Origin of the sequence: Flavobacterium pectinovorum (assembly GCF_006438875.1) — a bacterium.
GTDB classification, from domain to species: domain Bacteria; phylum Bacteroidota; class Bacteroidia; order Flavobacteriales; family Flavobacteriaceae; genus Flavobacterium; species Flavobacterium pectinovorum_A.
Genome location: NZ_RCZH01000019.1, coordinates 62,140 through 79,573 on the forward strand (window position 1 = coordinate 62,140; position 17,434 = coordinate 79,573).

A 17,434-nucleotide genomic window follows, 5' to 3' on the forward strand; every position below is an offset into this window, starting at 1 on the left:
AAAAAACTCTTATGTTGTTGAATTTCAGAATTAAGAAAAGAATCCAAATAATTCTTCAACCGAAAGATATCGTTCTCCCGTATCATAATTAAAAGTCAGAATTACGGCATCTTTTGGAATATCTTTTAGCTTTTTAGAAACTCCCGCAAGAGCTGCTCCAGTTGAAACTCCGCCAAATATTCCTTCTTCTTGGGTTAGTTTTTTGGCGAAATTAAAAGCATCATTTTTTTCAACCGTAATTATTTCGTCAACATATTGTCTATTAAAAACTTCTGGAATAAATCCTGCACCAATTCCCTGTAAAGGATGCGGCGCCGGAATTCCTCCGCTTAAAACCGGCGATAAAGCAGGTTCTACAGCAATAGTTTTTAAATTTGGGAAATGTTGTTTTAAAATTTTAGAAACTCCCGTGATATGTCCGCCAGTTCCAACACCTGTAATCAGATAATCAATTCCATCAGGAAAATCGGCTAGAATTTCCTGCGCTGTTGTTCTTTCGTGAACTTCGACATTGGCAGGATTTGTAAATTGAGATGGCAAAAACGAGTTTTTAATCGTTGCCGCCAATTCTTTTGCTTTTTCAACCGCGCCCGAAGTTCCTTTTTCTCTTGGAGTCAAAACATATTCAGCGCCATAAGCTTCGATTATTTTTCGGCGTTCCACACTCATCGATTCCGGCATTACGATAATCACTTTGTATCCTTTTACGGCAGCGACCAACGAAAGTCCGATTCCTGTATTTCCCGAAGTTGGTTCTATAATAATCGAATCAGCATTTAAAAGACCTTTTTTCTCCGCATCTTCAATCATTGCCAGCGCAATTCTGTCTTTGATACTTGAGCCTGGATTTGATTTTTCAAGTTTAATCCAAACTTCGTGTTCTTTAAAAATTTTGTTCAGTTTAATGTGAGGAGTATTTCCTATTGTTTCTAAAATGTTTTGGTATTTCATGTTTGATATTTTTGATATTTTGGTTTTGGTATTCTTTATATCGAATAAAAAATAGGTTCCGGAAAAGGATTATTATCCTTGATCTTCATTTCATTTTTATGATAAACAACCGAGTTTGAAGGAATGGTATACGTGAGCCAGACATTCCCGCCAATAATCGAATCGTGCCCAACAGTTGTTTGCCCTCCCAGAATAGTGCTATTGGCATAAATAATAACATTATCCTCAATTGTTGGATGTCTTTTTATAAAAGCTTCTTCCTTTTTTACACTCAAAGCGCCAAGCGTAACGCCTTGGTATATTTGAACATTATTTCCGATAATAGCTGTTTCACCAATTACGATTCCTGTTCCGTGATCGATGGCAAAATCGTTTCCTATTTGTGCTCCCGGATGAATTTCTATACTCGTTTTGATGTGCGCATATTCTGAAATGGTTCTGGCAAGAAGTTTCAAATCCTGCTCCCATAACTGATGCGAAAAACGATAAACCGAAATGGCAAAAAACCCGGGATAGGAATACAAAACTTCTTCTAAAGTCTTTGCGGCAGGATCTTTGGCAAAAATGGTATGAGCGTCGTTTAGTGCTTTTTTATGTAAATATGGAATAGCTTCAAAAAACGTTTTGGTTTGTTGTTTGCTGTTTTCGTTTTTTGGAGCAAAATCTAAAACCAGTTCATCGAATTGCTTTTCTAATTCATCAATCTTGTTTTCGATAGTAGTCAGACAGCCAAAAGATTTTGAAGTGTTTGAAAATAATATGGCGAATAATTCATCAATAAATTTATGAATTAATTTCTTCTCCGGAAGAATTAATAATTGTTGATGCTGTCTTGCTATTTCCTGATAAAATGAATTCATAGTCGATTATTTTAGGATTAGAAATTTGCTTATTGTCTTTTTAAAAGTGCCCCGCCAGGCATTACTTCCGGTTTTAGTTTGAATTTACTGTATTCTACAACTCCGGTTTTATCTGCCCAGTCAAAATAAGAAGCCGAAAGTTTGTTTACAATTCCGGGATTTTGTTGTGCTACATTTGTGGTTTCACCTCTGTCAGTTTCGATGTTATAAAGTTCCCATTCATACGAAGGATAAGTCGAAACTAATTTCCATTTTCCATCTCTCACGGCTCTGTTTCCGGCTCTTTCCCAGAATAATGGTGTGCCTCGATCGACCTGCGAAACATTATTAAATAAAACAGGCAACAAACTGCTTCCAACCAAAGGGTTTGTCGTCACACCATTATATTCCTTGGGATATTCAATTCCTGCCAATTCGTAGAAAGTAGGAGCGAGGTCAATAATATGTCCGGTTCCCTTATCGATTCGGCCTGCTTTTATTTTTGATGGAAACCACGCAATAAATGGAGAACTGAATCCGCCTTCATGCATATTATTTTTATATTGCTGCAATGGTGTATTCGATAAATATGCCCAGTTTTGTTCTTGATAATCAAACGATCCCGAGGTTCCAACTGGTCCGTCATTTCGAACCAAACCACGTCCTAACGGATTATAAGTATTAAAACCACCTTGAGCGCCATTATCTGAAATGAAAATAATCAGTGTGTTTTTATCCTTTTTCAACGCTTTTAGTTTATCCAAAACTTTCCCCACATTCTGGTCCATATTATCGACCATTGCGGCATAAACTTCCATTTTGGCTTTCCAGAATTGTTTCTCATCATAGGTTAATTTATTCCATTCCGGGACTTCGGGATCTCTTGGCGCAACGGTTTGATCAGCAGGTAAAATGCCGTTTGCTCTAAGTTTTTCAATTCTTTTTTCTCTTAGAATATCCCAGCCTTCATCAAATTTCCCTCTATATTTTGCAATGTCAACAGGTTTTGCCTGCAAAGGCCAATGTGGCGCTGTAAAAGCCAAATACAAAAAGAAAGGTTTGTTTTCCTTGTTTTGTTCGTCTAAGAAAGTGACAGCATTATTCCCAATTTCATCTGTAAAATAATAAGAATCATCTTTTGGATGTAATTCTTCATTATTCCGAATCAATTTTACCGGATAAGGTGTTTTTCCGAAAGGCAGAGATTTCGTATCAAAGTAATTGGATGCGCCTTTCAAAATTCCGTAAAATTTATCAAAACCTCTTTGATTTGGCCATTGCGATTGATCTTCAGAACCTACGTGCCATTTTCCTGAAAGTAAAGTGCTGTAACCCCCAGAACGGAAAACTTCGCCTAAAGTTAAAGACTCTTTGTTTAAATATCCTTGGTAAGCTGGTAATCCCAAATTGACATCAAAAAATCCCATTCCCGCTTTGTGTTGATATTGTCCCGTTAACAACGATCCTCTTGTTGGGGCACAAATCGAGTTATTGTAAAATTCGCGCAATCGTAAACCTTCATTGGCGAGTTTATCCAAATTAGGCGTTTTAATTTCAGAACCATAATTTCCTAAATCAGAATAGCCCATATCATCAACCAGAATTAAAATAATATTGGGTTTTGATGTGTTGGTTTGGGCTTGACTAAAAAAGCCAAATGCGATTAAGAAATTAAGGGTGATAAATGCTTTTTTCATTTTGTTTTTAGATATAGTTCAGCAACTCTTTTGATACAAGTTTGTAACAAACAGCGTTTTATAATAGGTAATAAGAAACTTGAGGAATTTTAAGAAAGATTCGTTTTTTGGTTCTATTTTCAAATAAAAAAAAGATTGAAACGAAATTGTAAGAGACAGAATTAGCAACAGATAGACATATAACAAAAGGTGTTATAAGTGTACTTTTTAGGAAGAATGTAATACGATATGCTTTCTGTTGTTTTCAAAATTTAGTCTATTTGATTTAAATATAATATTAAACTCTACTAATTCTATAGACAAAGTTAAATTTAAATTAAAGATATCCAAATAAATATGTAATTATTTTTTTGAAGAGTAGGAGAGGATTGTGTTTGTGTTGGTATAATGTTCTGATTGTTAGTGTTTTGTTGTGGGTTTTTGAAAATTAAAAAAAGCAAATAAAGAATGCAATATTAAATACATTTCTTACTTGCTTTTGAATGTTTATTGTGGTTAAAAGGATTAATAAAGTGTGTTTAAAAAACAATCTCGCAAAGACGCAGAGGCGCAAAGTTTTATTTTTTTTACGGCTTTGCGACAAAGTTGTGTCATTTCGACAGAGGAGAAATCACACTAGAAGTTCCACATGCAGAATCGTCAATCTTTGTCGATTTACGAATGTGATTTCTCCTCCGTCGAAATGACAATATTGCGTCTAAACTTTGCGCCTCTGCGCCTTTGCGCGATTAATTAAAATCATCTGAATCTTTTTAATCTATGGCCATAATGAATTTATATCACTTACATGGTGAAAAAACTTATTTTCCAAATAACAAAAAGGCAATAATCAAAGTAATAATAACATTGAAAAATTGTGCCAATAAAAAAGCATACAACGGCTTTTTGCTATTATTACTCAATAAATCCTTAAAGTTAGTTTCCAGACCAATACTCGTAAAAGCCAATGCAAACCAAATTCCCTGAAGATTCTTCAAACTGTCTTTTACTTCATCCCGAACTTCAGGAGTAATCAGGAAAGAAAACACTAATGAAGCGACGATAAAACCAATAACGAACTTAGGAAAACGTTCCCAGATTACACCTAAAGTTGGTTTTGATGCTTTGGCTTCCGCCGAATTATTATGCGTGTAAGTCCAATAGACAGAAATCGCAAAAGCAGCGATTCCTAATAATACATTTTGAGAGAATTTTACAATGGTACTAATTTTCAAAGCAGTTTCGCCAACCAAAGAACCAGAAGCGACAACGGCACCGGATGTATCAATACTTCCGCCTAACCATGCTCCGGTAACTTCTTCGGGAAAGTTGAAATATTTGGCAATAATCGGCATGAAAATCATCATTGGAATTGCAGTTACCAAAACCATTGAAATTACATAAGATAGTTTTTTAGAATCACCTTTGATCGCGCCAGACGTTGCAATTGCGGCAGAAACGCCACAAATAGAAACCGCACTCGAAATCATCATTGTTAATTCGTCATCGACTTTTAGTTTTTTACACAACCAAAAAGCAAAATACCATACAGATAATACCACCACCAAAGCCTGAAATAATCCTAAAGCACCTGCTTTTAGAATATCTGAAAAAATAACACTAGTTCCCAATAAAACCAATCCGATTTTGACAAATACTTCTGTAGAAAGTGCCGTACGAAACCATTCCGGAAGCTTGAAAAAATTACCGATTGCCAAACCAATTATCAAACTGAAAATAACAGCTTCGAGATTTAGTCCTTTTATCGTTGTATTTCCTGCAATTGTCAATGCAAGAATGGTCAATATATAAACTATAGGAAACCCTAATAGAAAATTTTTAACCGATTTTCCGATTAAAAAAGCGCCAATTGTCCCAATAGAAATGAGATATATAAATTGTAACAAAATGATTTTTAAATTTCCGAAATCAAATACATCTTTTAGTAAATCTGTTCCGTTTGACCATTTGAATATTGGAACTTCAGGAAGAAAAATAAAGAGAGAAATCCCGATGATTAAAAATCCAAGAATTACGACTGTCCAATCTTCGTGGATGGTAATTTGTTTTGTTGAGGTTGACATTTTTATTATTTTGTTATCCTAACAGGTTTCTAAAACCTGTTAGGTATTGATTTGTTGGTTTTTTAATTTTTTTTGAATAGCCTCCAGTTTTAACTGGAGTAATTATTATGATTGACATTGGCTTTAGCCGAATAGTGTATAGCTGACCTTAAAACTAAATACCTAACAGGTTTTAAAAATCTGTTAGGATATCTAAATGTTTATTATTACAAATCGACAAAATATTTTTGTTTGCCAAAATCAAATTCGTAATGCGTTAGATTTGGCCATAAAGGTTTTACTAAACCTTTTTCCCAGTTTTGTAAAGCAACGTGTAATTCCTTTACTTTTCCCGGATTTTTTTGAGCAAGATCAGTTGTTTCCGATTTGTCATTTGCTAAGTTATAAAGCCATTCTTCGTGCGTTTTTCCGCTGATGATTAATTTCCAATCACCACTTCGAATGGCTTTTGCATCACCGGAACGCCAGTACAAAGTTTTGTGCGCTTCTTTATTTTCATTAACGGTGCTTACAAGATCTACACCATCATAAACCCTGTCTTTTGGCAAATCTGAATGTATCACAGCGGCAACGGTGCTAAAAATATCCAAAGTACTTACCGGAGTTTTATAAATAGTATGTGGTTTGATTTTTCCTTTCCATGACAATGCAAACGGGACATTGATTCCGCCTTCAAAATGTGAAAATTTCCCGCCTTTTAAAGGTGCATTTGTTGTAGCAAAAGTATAATCGGCGCCACCATTATCACTGGCGAAAAAGATAAGTGTATTATCTTCCAGACCTTCTTTTTTTACTTTAGCCCTGATTCTTCCAATCGCATCGTCCAAAGCGCTGATCATCGCAAAATACACTCGTTTGTTTTCGTCTTTCACATTCGGGAAACGATCGTAATATTTCCTACGAACCTGAAATGGCGTATGTGGTGCATTAAACGGAACGTAAAGCAAAAATGGTTTCGTTTTATTTTTATCAATAAAAGCTTCTGCTTCATCAGCAAATGTTTCCGTTAGATAAGCTTTGTTATGAATGATGGTGGTATCGCGACGAATTTGTCCAATTCCGACACGGCCATTTCCCCAAATCGTTTTATCTGTAAAATCTTTGTGATGATGGTTGATAATATCCGGATTGTCATCTTCGGGTGTGTAAAGAGAAAATGCCTGATAAAATCCGTAATGATAATCGAAACCGCGGTCTAAAGGAAAAAAACCTTTGTTGTGACCCAGATGCCATTTCCCGATAATTGCTGTTGCATAGCCTTCTCTTTTGGCAAGATCTGCAAACGTAATTTCAGATTGTGGCAAACCTTGTGTGGCTATAGACGCTTCATTTGGGTAATTTATTTTTGGATTTAATCTCCAATTATTGGTATTAATTAAATACTTGAAACCATAATATTCCAGGTTATTTTTTGGATATCGATCTCCGGGTTGAAATTCATGTCCAAAACGTTCCTGATAACGACCTGTAATCAAACCGGCTCTTGAAGGCGAACAAATGGAAGCAGAAACATAAGCGTCAGCAAAAGTTACGCCTGAAGCCGCGAGAGAATCTATTTGCGGTGTTGGTGTCGATTTTCCTCCATAAAGCGAAATATCATATTTTCCTAAATCATCAGCAAGAAGAATAATGATATTTGGTTTTTTGAATGAAGAATCTGTTGGGACTTTTTCGGATAAGAATTCTTTTTTTCCTTCGAGTAGTTTTGCGTTTGGTTTTATTAATGTTCCATCTGTATTGATGGGAAAGAATAGAAATACAGCCAATAGAAAAACAATAGCAACTATTGGAAGAATAATCTTTTTTGCTTTGGATAATGCCATGGTTTGGTTTTTGGTTTTTTGGAAATGATGTGTTTAACGACAATCTTTGTCAAAGTTAAAAACTTTTATAAAGATTTGCATAATAGGTTGTTATGATAATTTTGTCATTTCGACGAAGGAGAAATCACACTATCCCGAAGCTTCGGGACGCAAAGAATTTCGACAATCTTTGTCGAGCTAGATGTGTGATTTCTCCTTCGTCAGAAATGACAATGATTGTGATTGCAAAGCACAGATTAAAATAAAAATCTGCAAAATCTGCGTGAAAAAAAATCTAACAATGAATTTTATTTCGAAGCCAACGCCACATCAACATCATTTTTCAAATCGCCTAAACCGTCTTTTTTGAAAACAATTTTTCCGTCTTTGTATAAAATTAAAGTTGGGAAAACTTTTACTGTTTTTAGGTCAGCGATTACTTGCGGGCTGTCTTCCAAATCAATTTCTACAATTTTCAGATTGCTTCCGTATTGCGCTTTGATGGTTTCTAAAACTGGTTTTACTTTTTTGCAGGCACCACAATAGATTGAACCAATATCTACTAAAACATCATTATTTTCGGCAATTATTTTTTTGTACTCGGCTAATGTTAGTTTGCTTTTTGAATTGGCATAAAAAGGTTTTCCGTTTCCAATCCAGTTGGCGATTCCGCCTTCTAAACTATACGCTTCTTTAAAGCCTTTTTTTAATAAATCATCTGCCAGCCAAACACTTCTTCCTGCGCCAATAGAATAGGTAAATACGGGTTTTGACTTATCTAAAGCGGCAATGCGTTTGTCATAATCTTTTGATTCTAAATTAAAGTTTTGAGCACCATTTATATGATTCAAAGCAAATTCTTCAGGACCTCTGGCATCAATTATCTGCGGATTTTTTTCGCTTTGAATTTTTGTATAAAACACCTCTAAAGATACTGTATTTGAACTTTTTTCTTGTGAAAAACTTACAATTGTAAAAAGTAAAAAGACAATTGCGAAACGGTTATTTAATATTTTATTTTTCATGATTTTTTAATTTATGGGGTTACAATATTCCAATATGGATTTGCAGGCTCAAAAACGCTTGCCAATTCTTTGAATCTAAACGGATCTCCGACAAAACTAACACCTTCAGAAGTCAAAATATCTCTTGCCGTTTCTGGTTTGGTCAATAGTTCTACAAACTTGGCTTTTGGAATTGTCAGGGTAAATTCGGCTTTATCATTTGGATGGGTTTGACTTTGGTGTAAAACTCCGTTTTTAAGATAAACCAGAATATTTTTGTTCAATTCAGGGAAAATGAAACGTAATTTAACCTCTTTTCCGGCAGCTTTATTTCCGTCAACGGTAACAGACAAATAATCGAAAATAGCTTCAGGAGTTAAAGTAGATAAGAATCCCGCTGCGCGATTTACAGGATTTTTAGGAACAATTGTACCTTCGCGAAGTTCTTTTGCACCGGATAAATATAAATCTCTCCAGATTCCGGATTCGCTTTGATAGGCAATTTGTTCAAAAGCATCGGCTTGTAAATTTTTAGCGGCGGTATTATCAGGATTTGCAAAAATTACGTGTTTCAAAACTTCGGCAACCCAACGATATTCTCCTTTTTGATAGCTTTCATTTGCTTTTTTTAAGGCAGTTTCTTCACCACCAAACCATTCTACATATTTTTTAGCGGCTTCAACTTGTGGAAGTTTGTCGTATTCAGCGGGATTTCCGTCCCACCAGCCCAAATAGAATTGATAGGTTGCCTTGGCATTGTGTTTTACAGTTCCGTAAAAATCACGATTGTACCATTCTTTGCCTAATTCGGCTGGAAGTTTTATTTCTTCGGCAATCTCCTCTTTATTTAAACCTTTATTGGCTAAATGAACGGTTTGATCGTGCACGTATTTGTATAAATCTCTTTGTTTTTCTAAGAAAGTAATTCCTTTATCATGACCATAAACCGGCCAAGTGTGTGACGGAACAACAAACTCGGTTTTATCGCCAAACAAATCAATTGCTTCGTCCAGATATCCTGCCCAGGCTTTTGCATCTCTTGTTTTTGCACCGCGAGGCGTTAGAACATTATGATAGGTATGACTGGCAATTTCAGCAGAAAAGAAAACTTTTTGAGCAGGAGCAAAGACCGTTAATTCAGCTGGAGCTTCAGAATTCGGCGTAAGCTGAAAAACTAAATCCAATCCGTCAATATTAATCGTTTGCCCTGTTTTTTCGATTTCAAAATTAGGCTGTAAAAGCGAAGAACTTCCTCCGCCTAAAAACGGTTTTCCTAATCCAACATCAACTTGCCCAGTTGCGCTTCTTTCTAAACTTAAACCAAATTGATAACCGGCTCTTCGTCGCATTACGTTTCCTAAAAGCACGTTTTCGCTTACAGCTTCTTCATAAAAACCTTTTGGCGTAATGAATTTTACTTTACCTGATTTAATGTCTTCGGCAGAAACTAAACCTTGCAATCCACCATAATGATCGCCATGACTGTGGGTTACAATTACGGCAAGAATTGGTTTATCGGCAACGTATTTTTTTACAAATTCATAGGCTTTCGCCGAGGCTTCTTCAATGGTTAAAGCATCAATGACAACGTAGCCATTTTTGGTTTCGATAAACGAAATATTAGCCGCATCAAAAGAGCGAACCTGATAAACGCCATTGGTGATTTTAAACAATCCGTTGATGTTATTTAATTGCGCCTGACGCCATAAAGCTGGATTTACCGTTGCTGGAGCTTTTCCTTTAATGAAATCGAAATCAGTAAGATTTACGGCAACATTTCCGGCTTTAGAAAGAATTTTTCCGTCTGGCAAAGTGGCGATAAAACCACGTTTTGCATCAGTAAAATCGGCAGTATCATCAAAGTTTAACTTTGAATATACTGCCTCATTTGACTTTTGGGTAAAAGTTGATGCTTGTTTAGGCGCCTGTGCATTTGCTGCAATGGTGAAACCTATTAGTAAAGCACTTATTTTGTTATTTTTCATCGTATTTTTAAGATTGAGCCTGTTCGTAATAAACTGGACTCGGAGCAATATTTTCTGATTTGGCTTTTATTGGTAATGATAATACACCTTCGGCAAGAGGACTTCCTTCTTTTTTAGATTTGAATATTGGCCATAAAAATTGTGCGTACCATTCTTCTTGTTTGTATGATTTTGTGCCGTATGATTCCGGGAATTTACGTGTGATTAAACCTGTTCCGAAGATAACATCCCAAAGAAAAAACATGTTTCCGAAGTTGCCTTTGAAATGTCCAACACCATCACCGCTTGTATCTGCATGATGTGCATGATGCGTTGCCGGAGTAGAAATTAAACGTTCTAAAACCCATGCAACAGGATGTAAAACTTTGTATTTATAAAATGGTTTATCCCATGCAAGACTTGAATGTGCTCCTAATGTGATAATGCTTTTGATTACTAAAACAAATAAAGCCGGTAATCCTAAACCTAAATACGTTAATGTTGCTGTTAAGTAAATTTGAGAAAAGAAAACCGTATAAATAAAGTTTTGTCTCGAAGCCATCGCCATTCCCATATATGGAGCGGAGTGGTGTGTTCTGTGAAATCTCCATAAAAACGGAACCTGATGGTGCAAACGGTGGTACCAGTATTGCGTTAAATCATCGGCAATTGCGATCAGGAAAAATCCTCCCCAAAACGGAACCCATGAAAGTGTATTAGCCAAATTCGGGATCAAATAAGGCAAAGCTGTTAAGCTGAAAAAAGCAATCACGGGCGGTAAAAGCAATTTTGGCGCAAGGAAACAAATGATGTCTACTTTGCGTTCCTGACCCGTCCATTGATCGTCGTATAATCCTGCTCCAAATTCTATTATTCCTAAGACTAACATGAAAACGGTTAATCCCCAGGTACGGATATGTTCGAATGCGGGTTTGGAAAATTCTAAAAATGATGGTAATGAGATGTGCGATTCTGCTACAACACCATTTGTTAGTTTAAAATAAAGGAAAATTGCCAATACAGGCAAGCTGTATATTAATAAGCTGATGCTTAAATCTCTTGTTAGTTTTTCTTTTTGAACTATTGCCATGATTTCTTATTTTAAAAATTTACTAATTAATGCTAAACCTCCCGCCAATATGACTAGCGGAACTAAAAAAACGATCGTTCCCACGATGATTTTTTTTCCTATAATTTCATAGTCTACTCGTTTCATAATTTCTATTTTATGTGTGTTGTTGTGTTTTTTAATTTCTTTTAACTTGTTCGGATAGTTATATTTAAGCTAATAAAATGTAAAAATAAAAAATAAAACTTCTAATTCTATGGATATAGTAGAGTTTTATTTAATCTTTTTCAACAAAATTTGTTATAATCTTATTTTACCTTCTGAATTGTTGGAAGTGTTTCAACTGTCAAATTGTTTCTAAGCTCATCAGACGGTAAATACAAACGAATAATTAAGGTCGCTTTTTTAATATCGTTGATTGGCAGCCAATTTTCTTTTTTATCCGTTCCCGAAAGGTTGATTTTATAAGATGTACTATCAGCTTCATACTTTACATTTTCCAGATTATAGCTGTATTTGTTGATTGGATTTTTAATTAAAAAACCATTTTCATCATAAGCTGTAATGCTCCAATATTTAGCATCCAGTTTTTTTCCGCTAATAATATAATCAGCTTTAGGATCTAATGCATTTCCTTCGCTATCCGTACTTGTGCTTACGTAGATCACTTCTTTTTTTGTTAAAGCATAAGGTCCATAAACGGCAACTTGTGCGATTGTCAACAAATCTGCGGTACTAAGATCTTTATCTTTGTCAATCGTTTGCCAATTGCCAATAGCGCGCTGCGAATTGCTTTTGCCGGATTTAATATTGTAAACCCCAACGGCACTTCCTAATACGATAGCCAGAATGATCAACGCCACTCCAAGACCTATCTTCTTGATTTTTTGATTTAAAGCCATTTTTATTTTTATTTAAATTGAATGTTGTGTTTTTTTAGGAGCTAATCCCGCACCCGAGCCTGAAAGTGCGAACTGGCGAAGCAATCCATTCCAATCTTTTGTGGCGAACCCCGCCACAAAAGGATTTCCACTTCTATCGGGGCTAGGACAATCTTTGTCGAGTTACTTGTGTGCTCTTTGACAAAGCTGGTATGCGTATTTTTGTCATTTCGACCGGAGGGAGAAATCACATTAGAAGCTCGTCAAAGATTGTCGACATTGCTTGCGGAGTTACGAGTGTGATTTACTTCGTCTGTTCGCTTTCGCTCGGGTCTCCCTCTGGTCGAAATGACAAAGATTATGCTTACTTCGCCAATTTCTCTACCGTAACACCATGCTGCAATTCAGCCAATTTTGCTACCGGATATGCTTTTGAAACTAAATAACGAAACAGAATCAATCCTTTTGTAGTTGGACTATAAATGATTTTCTCTTTCGGAATATTTTTCAATACTTCTGCAGTGCTTCCTTCTGGTGCCAAATAATATTCGAATTTTGTTTTTACCTGTTCTTCATTCTGAACAAAATAATTGGTGGTGTTTTCCTGATATGCTGAAATTGACCAATAAGTCGAATCCGGAACAATTCCTGAAATTTTCAATACCTGATCTTTCAAATCATAATTGATTGTAGAATACAAAAAGTCAGGATTTGGTAACGGAATTACACGGCTGTTTTCAGCATTGGGCTGATCTCCAAATCGGGGAGTGTTGACGTAACCCAGACTTTTTTCGGCAAATTTATTTTGCACATAATAAGGAGTTACCCAAATGGTTAAGTAATAAAAGCTTACTGCAATTACTACAAGAACCAAGGCAAAAATGCCTTTTTTGATAAGTGGTTTTACTGCTGCCATAATTTACTTGATTTAATATCAGAGCCGTTATATCGAATGTTTAACAGCTCTGAATAGTTTTATTTTGAAGGTTATCCTGCAAGGTTTCCAAAACCTTGTAGGTATGTTGAAATCTATATTAGTTAGAACTTCCGGTTTTTCCCGTGGTTTCTGTATTGCCGCCTTTAGTTACTTGTTTTACTAAATCCTGAAGCGTTTTTCCTTTGTCTGCACCAGAATTATGAATTCTTCTGTTGTACACATCTTGCCAGTCAATTAGTGGATAAAGGTTATTTTCTTTGGCTTGTTCATCAAACAGTTTTTGAAGTTCGGCTAATTTTTCAGGGTATTTTTTAGCCAGATTGTTACGCTCGTTGAAATCTTCGTTTAGGTTATATAATTCCCAAACATCGGCATCAAAATTACTTACGGTAGGTTTTTCGTTTTTACCCAAAGTATTTTTTAAGGCAAAGGAATCCGGTAAATGTGCTGCTCCGGCTTTCCAGCCATCTTTGTAGATTGCTCTGTTTCCAAAAATATAGAAGTATTGTACTTTGTGTAAAGATTCCGCTTTAGCGTCATTTAGCGAAGCATATAAAGACGAACCCTGAATAATATCCTGTTTAATATTTTTGATATATTCCGGCGCTTTAATTCCTGCAATATCCAAAGTTGTAGGCAGTAAATCGGTTACATGACTGTATTGGTTTCTGATTCCGCCTTTTTCTTTGATACCTTTTGGATAAAAAACAATCAACGGATTGTGTGTTCCTCCTTCAGATTGTGCATCTTGTTTCCAGTTTTTGAAAGGTACATTTGTAGCTTGTGCCCATCCTAACGGATAATTGGTATTCAAACCTTTTGCCGTACCAATTTCGTCAATATTCGCTAAGTTTTTCTTTAGGTTTTCATCGTCAGAAGTTCCTTGAGAAAATAAACTTTGGTTGATTGTTCCTTCGGTAGTTCCTTCTTTACTGGCTCCATTGTCTCCAATTGCAACAAAAATTACGGTGTTCTCAAGTTGGTTTGTTTCTTTTAGATAATTTACCACTCTTCCAATTTCATGATCTGTATAACTAAGATATCCTGCGTAAACTTCCATGAATCTTGCATATACTTTCTTTTGATCCGAAGTTAATTTTTTCCAGTCTGCAATTAACGGATTACGTTCCGGTAAAACAGCATTTGCAGGAATTACACCTAATTTCTTTTGGTTTGCAATAACTTCTTCGCGATAAGCATCCCAGCCTTTGTCAAATTTCCCTCTATACGGATCGCTCCATTTTGTAGCTACCTGATGCGGTGCGTGAGCAGCTCCTGGCGCATAGTATAAAAAGAATGGTTTTCCAGGTGCGGCTTTTTGTTGTTTTTGAATGTAACTAATTGCTTTATCTGTAATTAGCTCGTTCAAATGACGTCCGTCTGGCGTAACATGAACCTGATCTTCTACTAAGTCAGGATTGTACTGATCCGTTTGAGATCCTAAGAAACCATAGAAATGATCGAAACCTTTTCCGGTTGGCCATCTGTCAAACGGTCCTGCATCTGTAGCATCTTCGTCTGGCGTAACGCCATATTTACCAACTGCAAAAGTGTTGTAACCGTTATCACGTAAAATCTCTGCGATTGTTCCTTTGTCAGATGGGATTTTTCCATCCCAACCCGGGAAACCTGCTGATAAAATAGTGTGTGAAAATCCGCTTACGTGAACTCTTCCTGAATTTCTTCCGGTTAAAAGTGCAGCACGTGTTGGCGCACAAATAGCGGTTGTATGAAAGTTGGTATAACGCAAACCATTATTAGCTAATTCGTCAAATGTTGGTGTTTGAATTAAACCTCCAAAAGCGCTTGAGGCTCCAAATCCTACATCATCCAAAAGAATCCAAACAACGTTTGGTGCGCCAGCGGGAGCTTTTACAGGTTCTGGCCAATATTCTTTAGAATCGGCTAAAGTTTTACCAATTACACCTTTAAATTCTTCTTGCTTTTCTTGTGCAAAACCAAGTTGTGCCACTAGCAATGCAGTAATCAAAAGCCCTTTATTAGGGCTTTTGATTTTTGAGTTAATTGTAATTTTTTTCATTATTTCTTTTTTTTAATAGTTGTTTGTCTATGGATTTAATAGAGTTTTAAGGTAAATTTTTTTACTTGTTTGCTTTGGTTAATAATTCCTGAGCAGATTTTCCTTCGGTAGATGGTGTTTTGTGTATTTTTCTTAAGTAAACATCTTGCCAGTCTATTAAAGGATATAGGTTGTTTTTCTTGGCTTGCTGATCAAAGAGTTTTTTTAGTTCGGCTACTTTTTCAGGATATTTTTTGGCCAGATCTTTTCTTTCGTTGAAGTCTTCATTGATGTTGTACAATTCCCAAACATCTTTGTCAAAATCACTTGGCGGAAGATTTGTTTTGGCATTCAAAGCTTCTTTTACTTCAATTGAATTTGGATGATGCGCTGCTGCTGCTTTCCAACCATCATTGTAAATAGCCCTTGATCCAAAAATGTAATAGTGCTGAATTTTATGCGCTGATATTGCTTTTGCATCATTCAAAGAATTGTAAAACGAATATCCCTGAATCGTATCTTGTTTAACTTCTCTGATAGATTCAGGCGCTTTTACTCCTAAAATATCAAGTGTTGTTGGCAAAATATCAATTACGTGACTGTATTGTGTTCTGATTCCGGGAGTTTTGATTCCTTTTGGATAATAAACAATTAACGGATTATGTGTTCCTCCTTCTGAATTGGCATCTTGTTTCCAATATTTAAATGGTGTGTTTGTTGCCTGCGCCCAACCTAACGGATAATTGCCATAGGTTTGAGGAGTTCCAATTTCACCAATTCGGTTTAAGTTATTTTGGAAAACTTTTTCTTCTGAATCACCATTTACATAAGTTAGTCTGTCAACGGTACCTTGAAGTGTACCTTCTTTACTTGCTCCGTTATCACCAATTAAGACAAAAACAACTGTATTTTCTAATTGATTACTTTCTTTTAAATAATTAACCAATCTTCCAATTTCATAATCAGTATAGGTTAGATATCCGGCATATACTTCCATGAATTTTGAATATACTTTCTTTTGATCCGGCGTTAGTTTTTTCCAATCTGCGATAAGTGAATTACGTTCGGGTAAAACAGCATTATCGGGAACAACTCCTAACTTCTTTTGATTTGCCAATGTTTTTTCGCGATAAGCATCCCAGCCATCATCAAATTTGCCTTTGTATGGATCGCTCCATTTTTGAGCAACTTGATGAGGTGCGTGAACGGCTGCCGGAGAATAGTATAAAAAGAACGGTTTTCCCGGAGCTGCTTTTTGCTGTTTCTGAATATAGCTGATTGCTTTATCTGTAATTTGTTCGCTAAGATGTCTTCCGTCAGGCGTAATATGCGCTTGATCTTCGATTAAATCAGGTTTGTACTGATCTGTTGCAGAACCTAAGAATCCATAGAAATGTTCAAATCCTTTTCCGGTTGGCCAATGGTCAAAAGGTCCGGCATCTGTAGCTTCTTCATCAGGCGTTACACCATATTTACCTACGCCAAAAGTATTGTATCCTTTGTCGCGTAAAATCTCTGCAACAGTTCCGTTTTTGGATGGTAATCTTCCATCCCAACCCGGAAATCCTGCCGACATTATCGTGTGAGAAAATCCGCCAACATGCACTTTATGCGAATTACTTCCGGTCAATAATGCCGAACGGGTAGGGGCGCAAATTGCTGTCGTGTGAAAATTGGTATAACGTAAACCGTTATTAGCCAAACTTTCTAATACAGGAGTTTCAATTAAACCTCCAAAAGCACTTGAAGCTCCATATCCTACATCGTCAAGAATAATCCAAACCACGTTTGGAGCACCTTTAGGAGGTGTAACAGGTTCCGGCCAATATTCTTTAGAATCGGCTAAGGTTTTGCCAATTACTCCTTTGAATTCTTCTGGTTTTGTTTGTGCAAAACCTAACTGTGAAAGAAGCAATGCGGTAATCAAAAGCCCTTTTTGCGGACTTTTGATTGCAATGTTATTTTTAAACTTTTCCATTTGTATTATTGTTACGTTATTACCTTTAATAATAGAATTATGTAATCATGTAATGCATAAAAAAAATTAAACACATAGAAACATAGAATTATTGAACTTAAAAAGGCGTTTCACTTGCATTAACACACATAGCTATGTGTGAGAAACAAGTTTCTTTTTGATTTACTTTTTTCAAAAACATAAAAATCTATGTTTCTATGTGTTAAAAATAATTATACCCAACGGGTTG

The 17,434-nt window shown here is 35.9% G+C and carries 12 protein-coding genes; all 12 read right to left on the bottom strand.

Annotation, left to right across the window (positions count from 1 at the left end):
- Positions 1-30 precede the first annotated feature (30 nt).
- The gene (gene cysK, locus EAH81_RS22510) at positions 31-951 is read right to left on the bottom strand and encodes a cysteine synthase A (RefSeq protein ID WP_140511252.1); all 921 of its coding nucleotides are present in this window, start codon (positions 949-951) and stop codon (positions 31-33) included.
- A 35-nt stretch (positions 952-986) separates the two neighbouring features.
- Positions 987-1,811 (bottom strand): serine O-acetyltransferase EpsC, encoded by an 825-nt coding sequence (gene epsC / locus EAH81_RS22515; RefSeq protein ID WP_140511253.1) that lies wholly within the window; start codon positions 1,809-1,811, stop codon positions 987-989.
- 29 nt (positions 1,812-1,840) lie between these two features.
- Positions 1,841-3,487, bottom strand: coding sequence for an arylsulfatase (locus tag EAH81_RS22520; RefSeq protein WP_140511254.1), 1,647 nt, complete (start codon positions 3,485-3,487; stop codon positions 1,841-1,843).
- Between the two features lie 800 nt (positions 3,488-4,287).
- The gene (locus tag EAH81_RS22525) at positions 4,288-5,550 is read right to left on the bottom strand and encodes a YeiH family protein (RefSeq protein WP_140511255.1); all 1,263 of its coding nucleotides are present in this window, start codon (positions 5,548-5,550) and stop codon (positions 4,288-4,290) included.
- Positions 5,551-5,756: 206 nt separating this feature from the next.
- Positions 5,757-7,373 (bottom strand): sulfatase-like hydrolase/transferase, encoded by a 1,617-nt coding sequence (locus tag EAH81_RS22530; protein WP_140511256.1) that lies wholly within the window; start codon positions 7,371-7,373, stop codon positions 5,757-5,759.
- Between the two features lie 287 nt (positions 7,374-7,660).
- Positions 7,661-8,377: a thioredoxin domain-containing protein gene (locus tag EAH81_RS22535; RefSeq protein ID WP_140511257.1), complete on the bottom strand. Its 717-nt coding sequence runs from the start codon at positions 8,375-8,377 to the stop codon at positions 7,661-7,663.
- Positions 8,378-8,388: 11 nt separating this feature from the next.
- Positions 8,389-10,341, bottom strand: a complete 1,953-nt coding sequence (locus tag EAH81_RS22540; protein WP_140511258.1) for an alkyl/aryl-sulfatase — start codon at positions 10,339-10,341, stop codon at positions 8,389-8,391.
- A 7-nt stretch (positions 10,342-10,348) separates the two neighbouring features.
- Complete coding sequence (locus EAH81_RS22545) at positions 10,349-11,410, bottom strand: sterol desaturase family protein (protein ID WP_140511259.1); 1,062 nt, start codon at positions 11,408-11,410, stop codon at positions 10,349-10,351.
- A gap of 287 nt (positions 11,411-11,697) precedes the next feature.
- Complete coding sequence (locus EAH81_RS22550) at positions 11,698-12,291, bottom strand: DUF1214 domain-containing protein (RefSeq protein ID WP_140511260.1); 594 nt, start codon at positions 12,289-12,291, stop codon at positions 11,698-11,700.
- A 343-nt stretch (positions 12,292-12,634) separates the two neighbouring features.
- A complete protein-coding gene (locus EAH81_RS22555) occupies positions 12,635-13,186 on the bottom strand; it encodes a DUF1254 domain-containing protein (protein WP_140511261.1) in 552 nt (183 codons plus the stop codon).
- Between the two features lie 118 nt (positions 13,187-13,304).
- Positions 13,305-15,248 carry an arylsulfatase gene (locus EAH81_RS22560; RefSeq protein WP_140511262.1) on the bottom strand — a complete coding sequence of 648 codons (1,944 nt, stop codon included), beginning with the start codon at positions 15,246-15,248 and terminating at the stop codon, positions 13,305-13,307.
- A 61-nt stretch (positions 15,249-15,309) separates the two neighbouring features.
- Positions 15,310-17,205 carry an arylsulfatase gene (locus EAH81_RS22565; RefSeq protein ID WP_140511263.1) on the bottom strand — a complete coding sequence of 632 codons (1,896 nt, stop codon included), beginning with the start codon at positions 17,203-17,205 and terminating at the stop codon, positions 15,310-15,312.
- Between the last annotated feature and the right edge of the window lie 229 nt (positions 17,206-17,434).